Below are 17,401 nucleotides of genomic sequence, written 5' to 3'. Positions count from 1 at the left end.
CGGCGTGCTGGTGAGGGTCAGGCGGTATGCAGCGTCAGCCCGTACCGGTTGAGGATCTCGTTGACCGGCTGATGCCAGGTCTCGCCGCCACCGGAGCAGTTGCCCCAGCCGCCCGAGGTGACGCCCTGGGCCTGGTCGCCGCTGATGAAGGAGCCGCCGGAGTCACCCGGCTCGGCGCAGACGCTCGTCTTGGTCATCTGGTGCACGGCGCCCTCGCGGTAGTTCACCGTTTCGTTCTTCGCCAGCACGGTGCCGCAGTGCCAGTGGGTGGTGGAACCGGAACGGCAGACCGAGGCACCCACCGGCGCTTCGGCGGAGCCGCGGACGAGCCGGTCGGGGATCGTGCCCCAGCCCAGCACCACCGGTACGGTCCACCAGCCGCTGCCCACGCTCACCCAGGCGTAGTCGTCGCCCGGGAACGACGACCCCTGGAAATTGCCGACGTACGACCGGTCCCAGCCGTAGACCGCCGCGCTCGGCGAGCCGCAGTGCCCGGCGGTGACGAGCCGCCGCGCACGGAGAAGCCTATGGAACAGCGGACGTTGCCGGTGTAGAACGGGTCGCCGCCCACGGTGCCGGCGGCCAAGGTACGCGGTGCCGCCGGAGCCTGCCGCACCGCCACGGGTCCGGCCTGGCGGGCTCGGGAGAGGAAGTCCCGGACATCGTTGTCGTCCCGGTGCGACTCGACGATACCGACGACGACCTTGTTGGCCTTCGGATCGACGTGCCAACTCGCGACTCCGGCGGGGGCGGACAACGCGTCGATGCTCTTCTTCGCCGCGTCGAGGCGCCGTGCGTCGTACCGCACCAGGCGTACGGTCGCTCCGGTCGCGCGGACCGCTCCGGTCTGCGCGGCGCGGGTGACGGCGACGGTGAGTCTGCCACTGCGGACGTCGAACCAGGAGCCGCCGTAGGCCGAGCCCGCGGCCTTCCGCGCCTTGCGTTCGACGTCCGTCGCGTTCTTCTCGGCGACCAGGCGCGCTTCGGCCTCGTCCCGGGTCAGCCCCAAGTCGCGCTGCATCGCGGAGAGGAGCTCGGGGGAGGCCGGTGCCCGGCCGGATCGCACGGGAGTGTCCACGGCGGAGGCCGGCAGGACGCTCGCGGTCGCCCAGGTGCCGAGCAGGAGGAGCGCGGACAGTCCGGTGCGCAGGACGGTGGTGCGTCTCAAGGGATGCCCCTTCGTTGTTCCAACAGGTGGGGTGGAACAGCAGAGCTTGAGAGCGCTCTCGGATACGCCCGGCAGAGCCTAGCCCGGGTTCGGGAAGGGGTCTAGGCCTCTCCTCGGTCACAGCATGGCGCCAAAACGCGGTACCGCTGACCGGCGGCTGCCCGGGCGCGCCAGCTTCCAACGCCGCCTGCCGGAGCGATTTCCCCGTCTCCTGCCGGGCGCTCTCGTCGCCACGGTCGGCACACTCCACGGGGCGCAGGCACTCGCCTGAGCCGGCACCGGAGGCAGGGCGCGGCAGTGCGGCGCCTTACGCCTCGACGGGCTGTTCGGCGGCGCGCCCGCAGGCAGCGGTCAGCCGGTCAGGGCTTGCTCGGTCGTGGGGTGGCAGGGGATGAGCGTGTCGACGCCGACCAGTTGCAGGACGCGCAGGACGGAGTCCTGGGCCCCGGCGATGCGCACCCAACCATCCGCGTCGCTCAGCTGCTGGTAGGCCGCGACGAAGACGTTGATACCGCTGGAGTCCATGAATGTCACCGCGTTGAGATCGGCGACTATCCGCGGCGGCACCGCCCCGCCCTCGGCCTGCAGGGCCTGCCGCAGCACATCCTGGACGTCGTGGTCGATTTCGCCCCGCAGTGTCACGACACGGATGCCCTGGACCGTGCGGTGTTCGACGGAGAGCCGTTCTGGCCGGTCCGCTGGTTCGATGTGGGCCACGGTCTCCTCGACTGCGATTTAGGCTTGTCACCGGTTCAGGACGTGCGCGGATGATTCTGCCCCACCGACCGCCCGGATGCACCCACGGGATTGTTTCGAACATCACCCGAGCGGCATGCATGCCTGCCAGCGGGGTAGTCGCGCGCGAAACGGGGGAGTGAGGCGAGGCCAGTGGCAGATGATACCGACGGTGACGGCTGTACAGCACGCGACGAGCACTTGGTGCGCGTCGGCTTCGCCCTGGGCGGTGACGACGGCTGTATCGCAGACGCACGCCAGCACGCGGCGGCCTTCCTCGACCAGGCGGGCGAGGAGTACGGCCTGCTGATGACCGCGCGCGCGAGGGACCTCACCCAGCTCGTGGTCAGCGAACTGGTCACCAACGCCTGCAAGTACGCGCCGGGCCCCGTCCTGGTGGAGCTGGGCCTGACCGCCGGCACCGTGGAAGTGGTCGTATGGGACAGCGATCCCGAGGTCCCGGCGGCCCGGGCCGCGGACCCCGGCAGGATCGGCGGCCACGGCCTGGAGATCGTCAAGGCCGTGTCGGAGGGCCTGTCCGTCGACCGGGAGGCGGTCGGCAAGCGCATCACGGCCCGCATCGCCCTGACCGACCCCGCCGATGCCTCCAGTGCCTCCGGCTTCGAGCCTGCCGTAACGGCGGCTGTACCAGGGCGGATCGACCCGGACCCGCGCGCGCCTCGCACGGGGCCCGACGCAGCGGCATCTGCCCGGCCGTCCGCCACGCCTTCGGGCGACGCGCCCCAGCCGCACCTGCCGGACGGTGCACCGGCCGAAGAAGCCTGACGGGCCCGGCCCGGCGCCATCAGGGTCGTCATTGCTCGTACTGCTGCGGTCCTGGGATCGTGATCCTCGGCGAATCACTCACAACGCAAGGGGCGGACATGACGGACGCGTTGGTACTGGGCGGTGGTGGAGTCGGGGGCATCGCCTGGATCACGGGGCTGCTGGCGGGCCTGGCGGACGCCGGGCAGGACGTGACCGGAGCCGACGTGATCGTGGGCACCTCCGCCGGGTCGGTCGTCGCAGCACAACTGGGCAGCGGACTGCCCCTGGAGGAGCTGTACGCCCGCCAGGCCGATCCCGCCCTGCAGGCTGCCGAGATCATGGCCGAGATGGATCTGGACGCGTTCGCCGCGCAGCTGGGCGCCGCACTGGACGGCGCGGCCGGCGCGCGTGAGATGCGGCGCGCGGTCGGACAGCTGGCGCTCCGCGCCCGGACCGTGCCGGAGTCCCGGCGCCGCGCGGTCATCGAGTCGCGGCTGCCGTCGCACGAATGGTCCGCGCGCACCGTCCGGATCGTGGCGGTGGACGCCGAGAGCGGGCAACAGCGGGTGTTCGACAACGACTCCGGCGTGAGCCTGGTCGACGCCGTCGCGGCGAGTTGCGCCGTTCCGGGTGTCTGGCCGCCCGTGACGATCGACGGACGCCGGTACGTCGACGGCGGTGTGCGTTCCGCCGCCAACGCAGACCACGCCGCCGGCGCCTCGCGCGTCCTCGTGATCGTGCCGATGGGTGCCGTCGAGCCGTTCCCCAGCGACGTGCCGGTGGAGCGCTCCATCGAGGAGTTGCGGGCGCGCGGCGCCCAGGTCGCGGTCGTCGAACCGGACGAGGCGTCGCGGGCCGCGGTCGGACCCAATGCGCTGGATCCGTCCACACGCCGCCCGGCCGCCGAGGCGGGACGCGCGCAGGGCCGTGGACTGACCATCAACTGGAGCGGGACAGTGGACTGACCGCCGAGTGCAGCGGGGCGGTGGACCGACCGCCCTGTGCCGGTTCCACCGGGTATCCGCTCCTGCCCTTGGCCGAGCGGGGCCGACCGATCAGGGGCGGTGTGCCCCGACGGCCTCTGCGATGCGCCGAGCTGCCTGGTCGGGCGTGAGGTGCGTGGTGTCGACGACCTCGGCCGCGCTGTGCAGCCACGTGCGTGCCGCCTCGGCGTAGGGCGCTAGATGTCTGAGACGGAACGGGGAGGGGACGACATGTTCCCCCTCGATGCGCCCGCGGAGGGTGTCCTGGTCGGCATGGAGGACGAAGTGCCGCACCTCGATGGCGTGTTGAGCGAGCCCGGCGCTGATCTCCCGCCAGTACTGCTCGACCAGGACGGTCATGGGGATCACCAGGGTGCCGCCGGTGTAGTCGAGTACGCGGCGGGCCGTCTCGACCACCAGCGGCCGCCACGGCGGCCAGTCCTGGAAGTTGTCCGTGCCGGGCCCCGGCAGCGCGGGCGTGATGTCCATGAGTGTCTCGCCGACCTTCTCGGCGTCGAACACCCGCGAATCAGGAATCAGCTTCTGCACAAGTGCGCTGGTCGTCGTCTTGCCTGCGCCATGAGTGCCGTTGAGCCATACGATCACAGGGACCGACCCTAGCGCTCCCTCCGCCGCGACGGAGCAGTTCCGGTCACTGGGGGAGAAGCGGTCCCCGCCCGCCACGGTGTATCGCCGGCGTATCGAAAAACGGAAACGCCACCGCAACGATCCTCCCCCTGCAATGGGGGCATGGCCCACAACGCATTCCAGCCCCCACCGCCCCGCCGCACACGCGCGATCGTGTTCTCCACCGTTGGGATCCTCGCCCTGGCGGGTGCCGTGTACGTCGTGCGGCGGCCCCTGATGATGGCTGCCCCGACGTGCATGGCCGGTCGATGGCACGGCTGCCTCGACACGTTCAACGGCGTCGTGCTCATGACTCTGGGCACGCTGCCGTTGGCCGTGCTGGTGGTGTGGATGCTGGCGCGGCACCGGCGTGCCGCCGGCGTCACGGGGGCCTGGCGGAAGTCGGTGGCCGACGTGGGCATGGTCCACGGGACGGTGCCGTTCGTCTGGATGATCCTCATGCCGGGCGCAGGGGCCGGCACCGTCCCCGGCCGGGTGAGCCTGATACCGCTGCGGGACCTGATCACGATGGGCCCGTTCGGGATCGCCGGCAATCTCCTGGTCTTCGCGGCACTGGGCTTCTTCGCCCCGACGCGGTGCGCGGCGCTGGCATCCGTGCCGCGGGTGCTGGCGCTCGGGGCGGGCTGTTCGGTCCTGGTCGAAACCGCACAGTACGTACTGCGGCTGGACCGGGTGTCCTCCGTGGACGACGTACTCGTCAACGCCGTCGGCGCCGCACTGGCGGGGCTGGCCTCGCGCCGCTGGTGGCACACCGGGGCACGAGCGCGGTCCGGCAGGCCGAGCCCGGCCCCGGCACCGGTCGGCTGAAGCCCGTCCGGATGCGTACGTCTTTGCATACACCGGCGGTATGCGGTGCTGCCTAGGCTTCCGGCATGCGTGTACTGATCGTGGAGGACGAGCCGTACCTGGCCGAAGCCGTCCGTGACGGCCTGCGGCTCGAGGCGATCGCCGCCGACATCGCCGGCGACGGCGACTCGGCGCTGCACCTGCTGAGCGTCAACACGTACGACCTCGCGATCCTCGATCGCGACATCCCCGGCCCCTCCGGCGACGAGGTCGCCCGGCACATCGTCGCCTCCGGCAGCGGCATCCCGATCCTCATGCTGACCGCCGCCGACCGGATCGACGACAAGGCGTCCGGGTTCGAACTCGGCGCCGACGACTACCTCACCAAGCCGTTCGAACTGCGGGAGCTGGTCCTGCGGCTACGGGCGCTCGACCGCAGGCGCGCGTACGTCCGGCCCCCGGTGCGCGAGCTCGCGGGCCTGCGTCTGGACCCCTTCCGCCGGGAGGTCTTCCGCGACGGACGCTACGTCGCCCTCACCCGTAAACAGTTCGCCGTGCTCGAAGTCCTCGTCGCCGCCGAGGGCGGGGTCGTCAGCAGCGAGGAGGTGCTGGAGCGGGCCTGGGACGAGAACGCCGATCCCTTCACCAACGCCGTCCGCATCACCGTCTCCGCCCTGCGCAAGCGGCTCGGCGAACCCTGGCTCATCGCCACCGTGCCCGGGGTGGGCTACCGCATCGACACCGGCACCGGCACCGCCCGCCCCGGCGGTCCCCATGCCTAGACGTCCAGGACTCAGCGTCCGACTGAAACTCACCCTCAGCTACGCCGGATTCCTCGCCGTCGCCGGCGCGCTCCTGCTGGCCGTGGTGTGGGGGTTCATCCTGCGCTACGTACCCGACAACTCCCAGGGCCTGCTGGGCACCTCACCCAACCGCTACCTGCTGGTGCGCACCTTCGCCCCGGCCGCGGCCCTCGCCATGTGCTTCCTGCTGGTGTTCGGGCTCGTCGGGGGATGGATCCTCGCCGGCCGGATGCTCGCGCCGCTCACCCGGATCACGGCCGCGGCACGCACGGCCGGGAACGGATCGCTGTCCCACCGGATCCGCATGGAGGGCCGCCAGGACGAATTCCGCGAACTCGCCGACACGTTCGACACGATGCTCGGACAACTCGAGTCGCATGTCGCCGAGCAACGGAGGTTCGCCGCGAACGCCTCCCACGAACTGCGCACCCCACTGGCCATCTCACAGACACTGCTCGACCTCGCCAGGAAAGACCCCGCGCGGCGGAACCAGGACGAACTCTTCGACCGCCTGCAGGCCGTCAACACCCGTGCGATCGCCCTCACCGAGGCCCTGCTGCTGCTCGGCCGCAGCGACCGTGGGAACCCCGCCCGCGAGAGCGTCGACCTCTCCCTGATCGCCGAAGAGGCCGCGGAAACCCTGCTCGGTCTCGCCGAACACCGAGGCATCACGCTCGACGTCACCGGCGGAGCGGCCCGGACCAGCGGCTCCGCGGAGCTCCTGCTGCGGATGGTGACGAATCTCCTGCAGAACGCGATCGTCCACAACCTCCCCACCGGGGGCACCGTGACGGTCCACACCGAGACCCGGCACGACACGAGCGTGCTGCGGGTGGAGAACACCGGCCGTCCCGTTCCGGCGGAACTGCTGCCGACCCTCACCGAGCCCTTCCAGCGCGCCACGCAACGCGTACGCACCGGCGAGCACGCCGGTGTCGGCCTCGGCCTCGCCATCGTGCACAGCGTCGTCCGCGCTCACGACGGAACCCTCGACCTTCTCGCCCGCCCCGCCGGCGGCCTCCTCGTCACGGTTCGGCTGCCCGGAACGCCGTGAACCTCCCGAGCGGCACCGGGCGATGACACGTGGCGGACCGATAAACCGCATTCAAGTGATTGTCACCGCTTCGAGGTAAGCATCTCGTCTCGCTGGTGGATGCGGGCCTCTCAGCGGCTAGCTTTCTGCAGGTGGAGGGATTCCCGTGATCCTTCCCGCTCGTTGCCCACTCCTCCCTGTCTCCCGGTCGGCGCACCCGTACGCACCGGACGACCCGTCGTGCAAGGAGCACCTGCCCTCGATGACCGTCGACAGCATCCCGGAAGCCCGCACCACGTCCGACCCGCCGCAGCAGTCCCTGAGCACGGCCGCCGCCCGCAACCTCGCCACCACCACCAAGTCCGCCCCGCAGATGCAGGAGATCACCTCCCGCTGGCTGCTGCGGATGCTGCCCTGGGTCGAGGCCGGCGGCGGCGCCTACCGGGTCAACCGGCGGCTGCGCCACACCCTCGGCGACGGGCACATCGAGTTCGTCCAGGAAGGCGCCACGGTCCGGGTGATCCCCCGGGAGCTCGGGGAACTGGCCCTGCTGCGCGGCTTCGACGACACAGACGTCCTCACCGCCCTCGCCGACCGCTGCACACAGCGCGACTTCGCGGCCGGGGAAGTCCTCGCCGAAAGCGGCAGTCCCGCGGACCGTCTCCACCTGATCGCCCACGGCCGGGTCAGCCGGACCTCCGAGGGCAAGTACGGCGCGGAGATCGCCGTCGGGGTGCTCGCGGACGGCGACCACTTCGGTGAGAGCGCCCTGCTGGACTCCGGCGCCCGCCACGACTGCACGACCACCGCCGAGACCTCCGGCACCCTCCTCACCCTCACCCGCGCCGACTTCAGCGCGGTTCTGGCCTCCGCCCCAAGCCTTCAGGCGCACGTCGACCGGTTCAGCTCCCGCTCGCGGCTGCGCCAGAACAAGCACGGCGAGGCCGAGATCGCCCTGTCGGCCGGCCACGTCGGCGAAGCCGAACTGCCCGGCACCTTCGTCGACTACGAACTGCGGCCGCGCGAGTACGAGCTCTCCGTCGCACAGACCGTTCTGAGGATCCACACCCGGGTCGCCGACCTCTACAACGGCCCGATGAACCAGAGCGAGGAGCAACTCCGGCTGACGGTGGAGGCGTTGCGCGAGCGCCAGGAACACGAGCTGATCAACAACCGCGACTTCGGGCTCCTGCACAACGCCGACTTCAAGCAGCGCATCCAGCCCCGCTCCGGCCCGCCGACCCCGGACGACATGGACGACCTGCTCTGCCGCCGGCGCGGCACCAAGATGTTCCTCGCCCATCCCAGGACCATCGCCGCCATCGGACGCGGCTTCAACGCCTGCGGCCTCTACCCCGACCATGTCGACCTCGGCGGGCAGTCCGTCCCCGCCTGGCGCGGTGTCCCGATCCTGCCCTGCAACAAGATCCCGATCAGCAAGGAGCAGACCAGCTCCATCATCGCGATGCGCACCGGCGAGAAGAACCAGGGCGTCATCGGCCTGTGGCAGACCGGACTGCCGGACGAGTACGAACCGGGGCTCTCCGTGCGGTTCATGGGCATCAACGAACAGGCGATCATCTCCTATCTCGTCAGCACCTACTACTCCGCCGCGGTGCTCCTGCCCGACGCCCTCGGAGTGATGGAGAACGTGCAGATCGCGCCCAGGCCACGGTGAAGCCCTGATCCGCGGCAGGGGCATGCCTGTCGCCGCCACCTGCCTTCGAGCGCCCACCCCACCGCAGCAAGGAGCTGCCGATGCCCGACTCCGGGCCCCTCGGAACTTCCCCGCCCGAGCAACGTCCAGAATCGCCCGCCGCCCTGCCGGACGCCCCCACCGCGTCGCCCCCCGACCGTCAGATCACGCCGACCGCCCGGCACTTTCTGGCCGCACTGCATCCGCCGGTGACGATCCCCGGCCCACCGACGCCACCGACCTCGACGGCCCCCTCCGCCGCTTCGGCCGCACCTGACACGGCCGCCGTCGGCCCTGCCGTACCGGCCTCGTCCGGGGTGGCCGCGGTCGCTTCCGCCGTACCGGTCGCGTCTGACACGGCCGCGGCCGGTTCCGCCCTCCAGCGGATCCTGCGCGGACCGACCGGACCGGGCACGAGTTGGCTCTCCGCGGCGAGCCGGTTCACACCCGCGCCCTCTCAGCCGCCGTCCCCCGCCCCCGCGGAGCCCGCCGAGGGGCAAGCCGTACCCGGCCTCTACCACCATCCCGTCCCGGAGCCGGACCCCGTACGCGTCGCGGAGGTGAGCCGCCGGATCAAGCTCTGGGCCGAGGACGAGGTCCAGCTCTACCCCGAGGAGTGGGAGGGGCAGTTCGACGGCTTCTCCGTCGGCCGGTACATGGTCGCCTGCCATCCCGACGCACCGACGGTCGACCACCTGATGCTCGCCACGCGGCTGATGGTCGCGGAGAACGCGCTGGACGACTGCTACTGCGAGGACCACGGAGGGTCACCCGTCGGACTCGGCGGGCGCCTCCTGCTCGCGCACACCGCACTCGACCACTTCCACAGCACCGCGGAGTACACGCCGGCCTGGCACGAGTCGCTCACCTCGGACGCCCCGCGCCGGGCGTACCGCAGCGCGATGGACCACTTCGTCCGCGCGGCCACGGACTCCCAGGCCGACCGCTTCCGGCACGACATGGCCCGGCTGCACATGGGCTACCTCGCCGAGGCCGCCTGGGCACAGACCGAGCACGTCCCGGAGGTGTGGGAGTACCTGGCGATGCGCCAGTTCAACAACTTCCGCCCCTGTCCCACGATCACCGACACCGTCGGCGGCTACGAACTGCCCGCGGACCTGCACGCCCGGCCGGACATGCAGCGGGTCATCGCCCTCGCGGGCAACGCGACCACCATCGTCAACGACCTCTACTCGTACACGAAGGAACTCGACAGCCCCGGCCGCCACCTGAACCTGCCCGTGGTGATCGCCGAACGCGAGCAGCTCTGCGAACGCGACGCCTACCTGAAGGCCGTGGAGGTCCACAACGAACTCCAGCACGCCTTCGAGGCCGCCGCGGCCGACCTCGCGAAAGCCTGCCCCCTGCCCCCCGTGCTGCGTTTCCTCAAGGGCGTGGCCGCGTGGGTCGACGGCAACCACGACTGGCACCGCACCAACACCTACCGCTACACCCTGCCCGACTTCTGGTAAGGAACGGACATCTCTGTGACCACTGAAACGACCTCCACCCTCTCCGCGAAGATCCCTGCCCCGGTGACGCCGTACCAGGGGGACATCGCCCGCTACTGGAACAACGAGGCGCGGCCGGTCAACCTCCGTCTCGGTGACGTGGACGGGCTCTACCACCACCACTACGGCATCGGCGCCGTGGACCACGCCGCGCTCGGCGACCCGGCCCACAGCGAGTACGAGAAGAAGCTCATCGCGGAGCTGCACCGGCTGGAGTCGGCCCAGGCGGAGTTCCTCATGGACCACCTCGGCACGGTCGGGCCCGACGACACCCTCGTCGACGCCGGCTGCGGGCGCGGCGGGTCCATGGTCATGGCCCACCGCCGCTTCGGCTGCAAGGTGGAGGGCGTCACGCTGTCCGCCACCCAGGCCGACTTCGGCAACCGGCGCGCACGGGAACTGCGGATCGAGGACCACGTCCGCTCCCGCGTCTGCAACATGCTCGACACGCCCTTCGACAAGGGCAGCGTCACCGCCTCGTGGAACAACGAGTCGACGATGTACGTGGACCTGCACGACCTGTTCGCCGAGCACTCCCGCTTCCTCAAGGTGGGCGGCCGGTACGTGACGATCACCGGCTGCTGGAACCCCCGCTACGGCCAGCCGTCGAAGTGGGTCTCCCAGATCAACGCCCACTTCGAGTGCAACATCCACTCCCGCCGCGAGTATCTGCGCGCCATGGCCGACAACCGGCTCGTGCCGCAGACCATCGTCGACCTCACCCCGGACACGCTGCCCTACTGGGAGCTGCGGGCCACGTCCTCGCTGGTCACCGGGATCGAGAAGGCGTTCATCGAGTCCTACCGGGACGGCTCCTTCCAGTACGTCCTGATCGCGGCCGACCGCGTGTGAGCCCGACCTCTCGGGGCCGGGGCCCTCCGCACGGGCCCCGGCCCCGAGAGGTGCGTCCAGGCCCTCCCGACGAAAAGGATCTCCGGCAGGTTTCACCCGAACGAAAGGGACCTCCGCTGCGTCGGTCTTGATGAGCCCGGACTCGTCTTGAGGCTCGGACACGTCGGTTGAGGATTCGAACCTGGAGGTCTGATCATGCGCTGGGCCGAGCGATCCGTGCTCGTACTGCTGACGGCAGCGGCAGCGGCGGCGGTTTCCGCCTGCGAGCCGGAGGAGGACAGCGGGGAGGCCGCGGCGTCGTGCGTCTACGTGGTGACCTACGAAGGGCGCACCTACCGGGATGTCGCCAATGTGGACTTCACCGTCGGCAACGAACTGGGCACAGCGACCCAGCCGCCCTGTGACGACACCGGCGGCCGGAACGCGGGCGAGGAGCCGTCCACCACGGAAACCGCCTACGCCGTGGACGGCATCTCGCCCACCGTGGCCATCGCCGTCGGAGACGCACCCGACGACGTGAAGTTCGTCGCGGTCCACTCCGGCAGCGCATTGCCTCCCGAGGTGAGGAAGCTGATCGCCGACTCCTGGTGAGCACGCGGTGTGGCGGGGTCCGGCGTCTCGGTCGTTGGCCCGGACGGCCGCCTCACTGGTTCCGCTCGCCGCTCAGAAGGCGTACCGCACTCGCAGCCACGGTGCGTGGCGGTCGATCAGGGCGCGCAGTGCCTGCACGGCCTCACCCTTGACGCTGTTGCGGTAGCGGAGGTTCAGCGCGCCGTTCTCCGAGCGCTTGGCCTGTTGGAGTTCCGGCCGCCACAGGGCCTCCTCGGCGCGGGGATGCCAACCGAGGTTGACCCCGTGCAGCTCCTGGTTGTGGGTCAGCATGATCACCTCTGCGGCGGCCTGCTCCGTCACCCGCCGGGGCAGGACGTCGTCCAGGTGGATCAGCAGCTCCGCCCAGGCGTCCTGCCAGCCGGGGCGGACGACCACGGGGGAGAGGTTGAAGTGCACCTCGTACCCCGCGTCCAGAAAGTCCGCGGCGGCGCCGATCCGCTCGGCGACGGATGAGGTGCGCACATCGAGCAGCCGGGCGTCGTCCGGCGGCATCAGCGAGAACCGGATGCGGGTGCGGCCTCGCGGGTCGAGGGCCAGCAGGTCGGGGTTGACGAACTTGGTGGCGAAGGACGCTTTCGCCGTGGGCCACTGCCGGAAGGCGTGCACCAGGTCCGCGGTGTTGTCGCAGATCAGCGCATCCACGGAGCAGTCGCCGTTCTCCCCGATGTCGTACACCCACGCCTCGGGGTCGCACTGGTTCGGCTCGGGCTTTGGCCCCTGCCGCGCCACGTGCCGGGCGAGGTGGGCGATGATCCTGTCGATGTTGGTGAAGACGGTGACGGGGTTGGCGTACCCCTTGCGCCGGGGCACGTAGCAGTAGGCGCAGGCCATGGCGCAACCGTTGGAGGCGCCGGGAGCGATCCAGTCCGCGGACCGGCCGTTGGGACGAGTGGTGAGGGTCTTCTTCTCTCCCAGCACCAGCGTTTCCCCCTTGATGCGCACCCAGCGCTCGATGTTGCCCTGGTTGCCGTGCAGCCCGGGGATGCGCCAGTGGGAGTCGACCATGGTCATCCGGGCGTCGGGGAACCGGGCACTGATCTGCCTCCCGCGCGGGGACGCGGCAGCCGCGGGCTCGGCATAGATCTCCCGCACGGGCAGCAGCCGGCCCACCACGGCCGAGGCCCGGAACGCGCAGGGCGCGTCGGCGGCGGGACCGGGGGAGAGGGCGTCGAGCCCGAACAGTGCGTCGGGGTCGTCGTCCGGGAAGCCGGACGGGTGGTGCATGAGTGCTCCCGTACGGATGGGCGCGAGGGGGGAAGAGGCTCTCGTCATTCAACTGTACGGGGCACGCACTGCCCCGCTCATGGCCGCACGGGCGGCACCCACACGGGCGCCCTCGTCGACACCCACCCGGGGCGCCTGCGCCCGCTCACGCCGTGCCACCGCGACGGGCCGGGCGATGCCGCCCGCAAGACCGAGGCCCGTACCTCCGCGACCCCGCCGAGGTCGGAGTGATCAACAGGCCCCCCTGTGCCCGTGAGACTCACCGCAGCACCGACCGTTCGGTGGGCGCCAGCCGCAGGTGCTGCGGTGCCCTGGCCCAACGCTGCGAAAGCGTCGGAAGCACCTCCTCGCGCCAACGTTCCGAATGCTGCAGGCGATTTTGGTGGTCGTCGACGCTGCGCTCGCCGGTGAAGCGCGCGAACCATACGAACGCCTCCTCGCCGGTCCGAACCGGCAGCGCCGGGAAGGTGTTCGGGGCGTGCTCCGACTGCAGGTACGCCAGTGGCTCGCAGCCGGTCTCGGCCAGCACGGGCCGCACGCGCTGCTCGAAGAACTCGACGAACGGTGCGTCGAACACGCCGTGGCCGTACCAGATCGTCGCCAGGACGAGCGACGGCGGCGATGACGCCGGCTCACCGGGGGCCGGCCGGGCGCCTTCCGGCACGGGGAAGCCGCCGTGTGCCGAGGCGGGCCGCAGCAGCAGCACGTCATCGGAGTCGATCATCGTCGCGTTCGCCACCTCGCGGTGTGCCTTCCAGACCAGTCCGCCGTAGAAGCTCTCCAGGGCTTCGGCCCGGCGCGTCATGTCTTCGAAGCCACGGAGCCAGACGAAGCGGTCGGGGTCGTCCAGGTCCCGGAACTGCCCCAGGACGGTCGCGCCCACTGCCTCCTGGGACTCGACGAACTCCCGGTCGAACAGATCGAGCAGTACGTCTCGCTGTCCTGAGTGCAGCGTGTACTGCCGCAGTTCGACGACCGGACACCGTAAGGCTTTCACAGGACTTGCTCCCCTTGGATGCTGAAACAGTCTTTGTCACAACATGCGGTACGGCGGTTGTCCCGCTACCGGCCTCTGGGCTGGTTGGCCAGCGTCTCGCGCAGGACATCGGCGATCGACGTGCCCGCCAGTTCCCGCCGCATGGCCTGCTCGACACGGCCGTACGCCCCGCTGAGGGCCGGCCGGATGCCACGGCCGACCGGACACTCCGGATTCGGCTCGGCGTGATGCAGGCCGAACGGCGGTTGCGCATCGACGGCGTCATACACCTCGAGCAGGGTGATCTCCTCCGGCTCTCGCGCCAGGCTCCAGCCCGCACCGGCGCCGTGTCGGACGTCCACGAGCCCGGCCCGCCGCAGGTCGCCGAGGCTGCGCCGGATGATCACGGGATTGGTGTTGACGCTGGCCGCGACCTGATCCGAGGTGAGCACTTCCCGGCCGCGACGCCGTGCCAGCGCAAGCCAGGCCAGCGCGTGCGTCGCGATGGTCAATCGACTGTTCGCCGCCATCACCCCTCCTTGATGTAACAGCTTCTGTTACATCTGATCGCGCCGTCAAGTGATCGCGCCGTCAAGTAATGCCACTGGTTTGCGTCTCGGACAGCCCGGAGCGCTGGAACGGGAACCGGGCTTCCGCCGCACCGTTCGCGCTCAGTCGGGCCCGGTCCAGTCGAAGGGGAAGTACTTGCTCGACTTTCCCGAGCGTTCCCAGGAGAAGCCGAAGGCGTCGGCGCGGTCCGCGGTGGCCCGTCCCCAGGTGGCGACCTGCCCCGGCCCTACCTCGGCGCCCGGGGCGTTGTGGACCTGGACGCGGGCGCCCTCGGGCGTCGTCGGGCCGGCGAGTGCTTCGGCGCTGGCCGTGACCCGGCCGGGGATCTCCGCCCTCCAGGTGGCGAGGTCCTCGTCGATCTCCACACGGATCGGTGCGAAGTCCATGCCGCGCATCTCGGGCCGGAGCATCTCCCCGAACCGTGCCGGCCAGCCTCCTGCCTGGCCGCCGAAGACGGTCCCGAGTGCGGCGCGCTGCCGGTCGTCGGCGCGTTCGTCCAGGAAGACCGCGGCGTACGCGTCGCTGTGCTCGCCGGCCCAGACGTTGCCCACGAAGACGCCGAGCATCAGAACGTTGAGATCGTCCAGGCGTACGTCGCCGTAGTTGCCCTCACGAATGTGCCAGACCAGCACACCTTCGCAGTCACCGTAGGTCGGGGGCTGCGCGAACGTGCAGGGGCACGGTATGGCGCACTTGCACACGTCGAACCAGTCGCCCACCAGATGCCAGCCGGTCCCGTCGCTGACCTGTTCCGTCATCTCGCATCCCTCCCGGTCGAGCCCGAAAGGAGCTCCGTCGGAGTGGCGAGACCGCACGTCCCGAGCCCGCACGCGGATCGCGAGGCGGCCTCTCCTCCAGCTTGCCGCAGGTACTCACATGTCGCTCATCGAAGGCGCGGATTCCCGCAGCCCCGGCAGCAGCCAGTCCTGGAACGGCGCAAGGACGGCGAGGACCAGGAAGACCACACCCACCACTCCCGCGAGCAAGGGCCCCCGCGACCACAGCTTTTCCACGAAGATCACCACCGCCAGCCCGGCCATCGCGGCCACGTTCATGACTCCGAGCGGCACGAGGACGACCATCAGCCCCGCGCAGCAACCCACGCAGTAGCAGCCGTGGTGGAGGCCCACCCGCAGATCGCGGGCCGGCTGCCGGAACCCGGCGTAACGCACCAGCTGGCCCATGGGGTCACGGCAGTGCCGCAGACAGACGTCCTTGAGAGGACCCAGCTGGTACAGCCCCGCCAGCAGGAAGGCCACCGCTCCGATCCAGCGTCCCGCCGCCGGATGATCGGCCACCAGGTCACCGGTGAAGGCCAGAGCGACGTAGGCGAGCAGCCCGAAGGCCGTCCACACCAGCAGATACCCGCCCGCGAACTCGACGATGTGCCCCGCCCGGCTCCACCCGGACGACCGGCGCCCGAGTCCCCGTACCCAGGTGAGGGCCACCGGCGCCATGGACGGCAGCATCATGGCCGCCGTCATCGCCACCCAGAGCAGAAGGAACAGGGGCAGCGCCAGCCCCATCGTGCCGGGCTCGACGCCCATGCCCCGCGCCTGCCCGACGGTCAGCACCCAGGCGGGCACCGTGACCAGGACGACCAGCGACCAGGCGACCGCGAACTCCCGCACCGGCAGCAACCCCCCGCCCGGCCCGGTGGGTGCGGGCGACCGCGCGGAGACGAGGACGGAAGTCCGGAAATGCCGCATCGGCGTACTCCCTGCGTACTCCATCAGGACAGCACGCCCGTCACCACGGCGCGACTTCGCGACATCGGGACGTCCTGACGCACGGCGGGATGCTCACGACAACGGCGAAATCTTCCTCCCGTCCCGGGCGGACTACGGCGAAACCTTCGTCCCGCCCCCGGCGGGACGTCCTTCGAGTGGCACTCGTGGACGAAACAGAGGGACGCTGTAAGCGAGGCGGCGGTTCCTGTGCCCCGGTGCGCCCGGCCGGCACAAGGGCCGCCGGCACGCAGGTGTGCGCGGCGGAGGGAAGAAGGCCCATGAAGGTCGGAGTGCTGACCGGTGGCGGTGACTGCCCCGGCCTCAACGCCGTGATCCGCAGTGTCGTGCGCAAGGGCGTCCAGGACTACTCGTTCGACTTCGTCGGGGTCCGCGACGGCTGGCTGGGTCTGCTCAAGAACGATGTCGTCCCCCTGGACATCGCCGGCGTCCGGGGGATCCTCCCCCGGGGAGGGACCATCCTCGGCTCCTCCCGGACGAATCCGTTCAAGCACGAGAACGGGCTGGAGCGCGTACGGGAGACCCTCGCCGCGCACGACGTGGACGCGCTCGTCGTCATCGGCGGAGAGGACACGCTGGGGGCGGCCATGGAGCTCAGCCGGCAGGGGATCCACCTGGTGGGCGTACCGAAGACCATCGACAACGACGTCACGGGCACCGACTACACCTTCGGCTTCGACACCGCCGTCGGTATCGCGACGGAGGCCATCGACCGTCTCCACACCACCGCCGAGTCACACATGCGAGCCCTTGTCGTGGAGGTGATGGGACGGCACTCCGGCTGGATCGCCCTGCACGCCGGCATCGCAGGCGGGGCCAACGTGATCCTCATCCCGGAGCGGCCCTTCGACATCGGGCAGGTCTGTGAGCAGGTGAAGAGCCGGTTCCAGATCAACTACGCACCGATCGTCGTCGTGGCGGAAGGCGCCGTCCCCAAGGAAGGGCAGCTGATCGTCAAGGACCAGTCGCTGGACGAGTTCGGTCATGTACGACTCTCCGGGATCGGTGAATGGCTGGCCCAGGAGATCTCGGCACGCACCGAGAAGGACGCCCGCACCACGGTGCTGGGGCACATCCAGCGCGGTGGCACTCCGAGTGCCTTCGACCGGTGGCTGGCGACCCGCTTCGGGCTGCACGCGATCGAGGCCGTCAAGGACGGCGACTTCGGCTGCATGGTCGCCCTCGAGAGCACACGCATCGTCCGTGTGCCCCTGGTGGACGCCACGGCGGAGAACAAGGTGGTGGAGCCGTCGCTGTACGACGAGTTCGAGGTGTTCTTCGGCTGAGT

Annotated in this window: 16 protein-coding genes and 2 pseudogenes; 10 read left to right on the top strand and 8 right to left on the bottom strand. The window is 70.5% G+C overall.

All coding sequences use genetic code 11. The annotated features are described in order from the left end of the window. Positions 1 to 17: 17 nt before the first annotated feature. Both ACFCXS_RS35945 and ACFCXS_RS35940 read right to left on the bottom strand, forming a co-directional pair. Positions 18 to 1,168: pseudogene (locus tag ACFCXS_RS35945) on the bottom strand (S1 family peptidase). Between the two features lie 351 nt (positions 1,169 to 1,519). Beyond that, positions 1,520 to 1,885, bottom strand: a complete 366-nt coding sequence (locus tag ACFCXS_RS35940; RefSeq protein WP_376647554.1) for an STAS domain-containing protein — start codon at positions 1,883 to 1,885, stop codon at positions 1,520 to 1,522. Between the two features lie 171 nt (positions 1,886 to 2,056). Here ACFCXS_RS35940 and ACFCXS_RS35935 point away from each other — a divergent pair. Together ACFCXS_RS35935 and ACFCXS_RS35930 are read left to right on the top strand one after the other, a co-directional pair. After that, positions 2,057 to 2,509 (top strand): annotated as a pseudogene (locus tag ACFCXS_RS35935) (ATP-binding protein); the annotation flags it as partial. A gap of 278 nt (positions 2,510 to 2,787) precedes the next feature. Further along, a complete protein-coding gene (locus ACFCXS_RS35930) occupies positions 2,788 to 3,636 on the top strand; it encodes a patatin-like phospholipase family protein (protein ID WP_376647553.1) in 849 nt (282 codons plus the stop codon). 90 nt (positions 3,637 to 3,726) lie between these two features. Here ACFCXS_RS35930 and ACFCXS_RS35925 read toward each other — a convergent pair whose 3' ends face one another. Next, positions 3,727 to 4,260 carry an ATP-binding protein gene (locus tag ACFCXS_RS35925; protein WP_376647552.1) on the bottom strand — a complete coding sequence of 178 codons (534 nt, stop codon included), beginning with the start codon at positions 4,258 to 4,260 and terminating at the stop codon, positions 3,727 to 3,729. A 144-nt stretch (positions 4,261 to 4,404) separates the two neighbouring features. Between ACFCXS_RS35925 and ACFCXS_RS35920 the strand changes: the two genes are divergently transcribed. The 7 genes from ACFCXS_RS35920 (at position 4,405) to ACFCXS_RS35890 (ending at position 11,574) form a co-directional block, all read left to right on the top strand. Then, positions 4,405 to 5,109, top strand: coding sequence for a VanZ family protein (locus ACFCXS_RS35920; RefSeq protein ID WP_376647551.1), 705 nt, complete (start codon positions 4,405 to 4,407; stop codon positions 5,107 to 5,109). Between the two features lie 65 nt (positions 5,110 to 5,174). After that, positions 5,175 to 5,870 carry a response regulator transcription factor gene (locus ACFCXS_RS35915; RefSeq protein WP_376647550.1) on the top strand — a complete coding sequence of 232 codons (696 nt, stop codon included), beginning with the start codon at positions 5,175 to 5,177 and terminating at the stop codon, positions 5,868 to 5,870. Then, positions 5,863 to 6,945 carry a sensor histidine kinase gene (locus ACFCXS_RS35910; protein WP_376647549.1) on the top strand — a complete coding sequence of 361 codons (1,083 nt, stop codon included), beginning with the start codon at positions 5,863 to 5,865 and terminating at the stop codon, positions 6,943 to 6,945. Before ACFCXS_RS35915 ends, ACFCXS_RS35910 begins: the two co-directional genes overlap by 8 nt. 241 nt (positions 6,946 to 7,186) lie before the next feature. Continuing rightward, positions 7,187 to 8,602 carry a family 2B encapsulin nanocompartment shell protein gene (locus ACFCXS_RS35905; protein WP_376647548.1) on the top strand — a complete coding sequence of 472 codons (1,416 nt, stop codon included), beginning with the start codon at positions 7,187 to 7,189 and terminating at the stop codon, positions 8,600 to 8,602. Between the two features lie 80 nt (positions 8,603 to 8,682). After that, complete coding sequence (locus tag ACFCXS_RS35900) at positions 8,683 to 10,092, top strand: family 2 encapsulin nanocompartment cargo protein terpene cyclase (protein ID WP_376647547.1); 1,410 nt, start codon at positions 8,683 to 8,685, stop codon at positions 10,090 to 10,092. A gap of 15 nt (positions 10,093 to 10,107) precedes the next feature. Further along, the gene (locus ACFCXS_RS35895; RefSeq protein ID WP_376647546.1) at positions 10,108 to 10,983 is read left to right on the top strand and encodes a geranyl diphosphate 2-C-methyltransferase; all 876 of its coding nucleotides are present in this window, start codon (positions 10,108 to 10,110) and stop codon (positions 10,981 to 10,983) included. A 195-nt stretch (positions 10,984 to 11,178) separates the two neighbouring features. Beyond that, entirely contained in the window at positions 11,179 to 11,574 is a 396-nt protein-coding gene (locus ACFCXS_RS35890) for a DUF6281 family protein (RefSeq protein ID WP_376647545.1), read from the top strand. Positions 11,575 to 11,646: 72 nt separating this feature from the next. On the opposite strand, the gene ACFCXS_RS35885 is transcribed toward ACFCXS_RS35890, so the two are convergent. The 5 genes from ACFCXS_RS35885 to ACFCXS_RS35865 form a co-directional block, all read right to left on the bottom strand. Further along, complete coding sequence (locus tag ACFCXS_RS35885) at positions 11,647 to 12,819, bottom strand: spore photoproduct lyase family protein (RefSeq protein WP_376647544.1); 1,173 nt, start codon at positions 12,817 to 12,819, stop codon at positions 11,647 to 11,649. A 259-nt stretch (positions 12,820 to 13,078) separates the two neighbouring features. After that, complete coding sequence (locus ACFCXS_RS35880) at positions 13,079 to 13,816, bottom strand: NIPSNAP family protein (protein ID WP_376647543.1); 738 nt, start codon at positions 13,814 to 13,816, stop codon at positions 13,079 to 13,081. Positions 13,817 to 13,881: 65 nt separating this feature from the next. Further along, positions 13,882 to 14,325, bottom strand: a complete 444-nt coding sequence (locus ACFCXS_RS35875; protein ID WP_376647542.1) for an Rrf2 family transcriptional regulator — start codon at positions 14,323 to 14,325, stop codon at positions 13,882 to 13,884. Positions 14,326 to 14,466: 141 nt separating this feature from the next. Continuing rightward, complete coding sequence (locus ACFCXS_RS35870) at positions 14,467 to 15,123, bottom strand: DUF1326 domain-containing protein (RefSeq protein ID WP_376647541.1); 657 nt, start codon at positions 15,121 to 15,123, stop codon at positions 14,467 to 14,469. Between the two features lie 114 nt (positions 15,124 to 15,237). Then, on the bottom strand, positions 15,238 to 16,074 hold the full coding sequence (locus tag ACFCXS_RS35865) for a DUF2182 domain-containing protein (RefSeq protein WP_376647540.1): 837 nt from the start codon (positions 16,072 to 16,074) through the stop codon (positions 15,238 to 15,240). 299 nt (positions 16,075 to 16,373) lie between these two features. Here ACFCXS_RS35865 and ACFCXS_RS35860 point away from each other — a divergent pair, with 299 nt between their 5' ends. Next, the gene (locus tag ACFCXS_RS35860; protein ID WP_376647539.1) at positions 16,374 to 17,399 is read left to right on the top strand and encodes a 6-phosphofructokinase; all 1,026 of its coding nucleotides are present in this window, start codon (positions 16,374 to 16,376) and stop codon (positions 17,397 to 17,399) included. The last annotated feature ends 2 nt before the right edge of the window (positions 17,400 to 17,401 follow it).

Source organism: Streptomyces sp. NPDC056373, from assembly GCF_042262425.1.
GTDB lineage: Bacteria > Actinomycetota > Actinomycetes > Streptomycetales > Streptomycetaceae > Streptomyces.
This window is presented reverse-complemented; position numbering and strand designations above follow the sequence as displayed.

Bases quoted from the DNA above. Each gene is read 5' to 3' on its own strand.
- ACFCXS_RS35930 (WP_376647553.1), top strand. From the start codon at position 2,788: ATGACGGACGCGTTGGTACTGGGCGGTGGTGGAGTCGGGGGCATCGCC.
- ACFCXS_RS35920 (WP_376647551.1), top strand. From the start codon at position 4,405: ATGGCCCACAACGCATTCCAGCCCCCACCGCCCCGCCGCACACGCGCG.
- ACFCXS_RS35915 (WP_376647550.1), top strand. From the start codon at position 5,175: ATGCGTGTACTGATCGTGGAGGACGAGCCGTACCTGGCCGAAGCCGTC.
- ACFCXS_RS35910 (WP_376647549.1), top strand. From the start codon at position 5,863: ATGCCTAGACGTCCAGGACTCAGCGTCCGACTGAAACTCACCCTCAGC.
- ACFCXS_RS35905 (WP_376647548.1), top strand. From the start codon at position 7,187: ATGACCGTCGACAGCATCCCGGAAGCCCGCACCACGTCCGACCCGCCG.
- ACFCXS_RS35900 (WP_376647547.1), top strand. From the start codon at position 8,683: ATGCCCGACTCCGGGCCCCTCGGAACTTCCCCGCCCGAGCAACGTCCA.
- ACFCXS_RS35890 (WP_376647545.1), top strand. From the start codon at position 11,179: ATGCGCTGGGCCGAGCGATCCGTGCTCGTACTGCTGACGGCAGCGGCA.
- ACFCXS_RS35885 (WP_376647544.1), bottom strand. From the start codon at position 12,819: ATGCACCACCCGTCCGGCTTCCCGGACGACGACCCCGACGCACTGTTC.
- ACFCXS_RS35875 (WP_376647542.1), bottom strand. From the start codon at position 14,325: ATGGCGGCGAACAGTCGATTGACCATCGCGACGCACGCGCTGGCCTGG.
- ACFCXS_RS35870 (WP_376647541.1), bottom strand. From the start codon at position 15,123: ATGACGGAACAGGTCAGCGACGGGACCGGCTGGCATCTGGTGGGCGAC.
- ACFCXS_RS35865 (WP_376647540.1), bottom strand. From the start codon at position 16,074: ATGCGGCATTTCCGGACTTCCGTCCTCGTCTCCGCGCGGTCGCCCGCA.
- ACFCXS_RS35860 (WP_376647539.1), top strand. From the start codon at position 16,374: ATGAAGGTCGGAGTGCTGACCGGTGGCGGTGACTGCCCCGGCCTCAAC.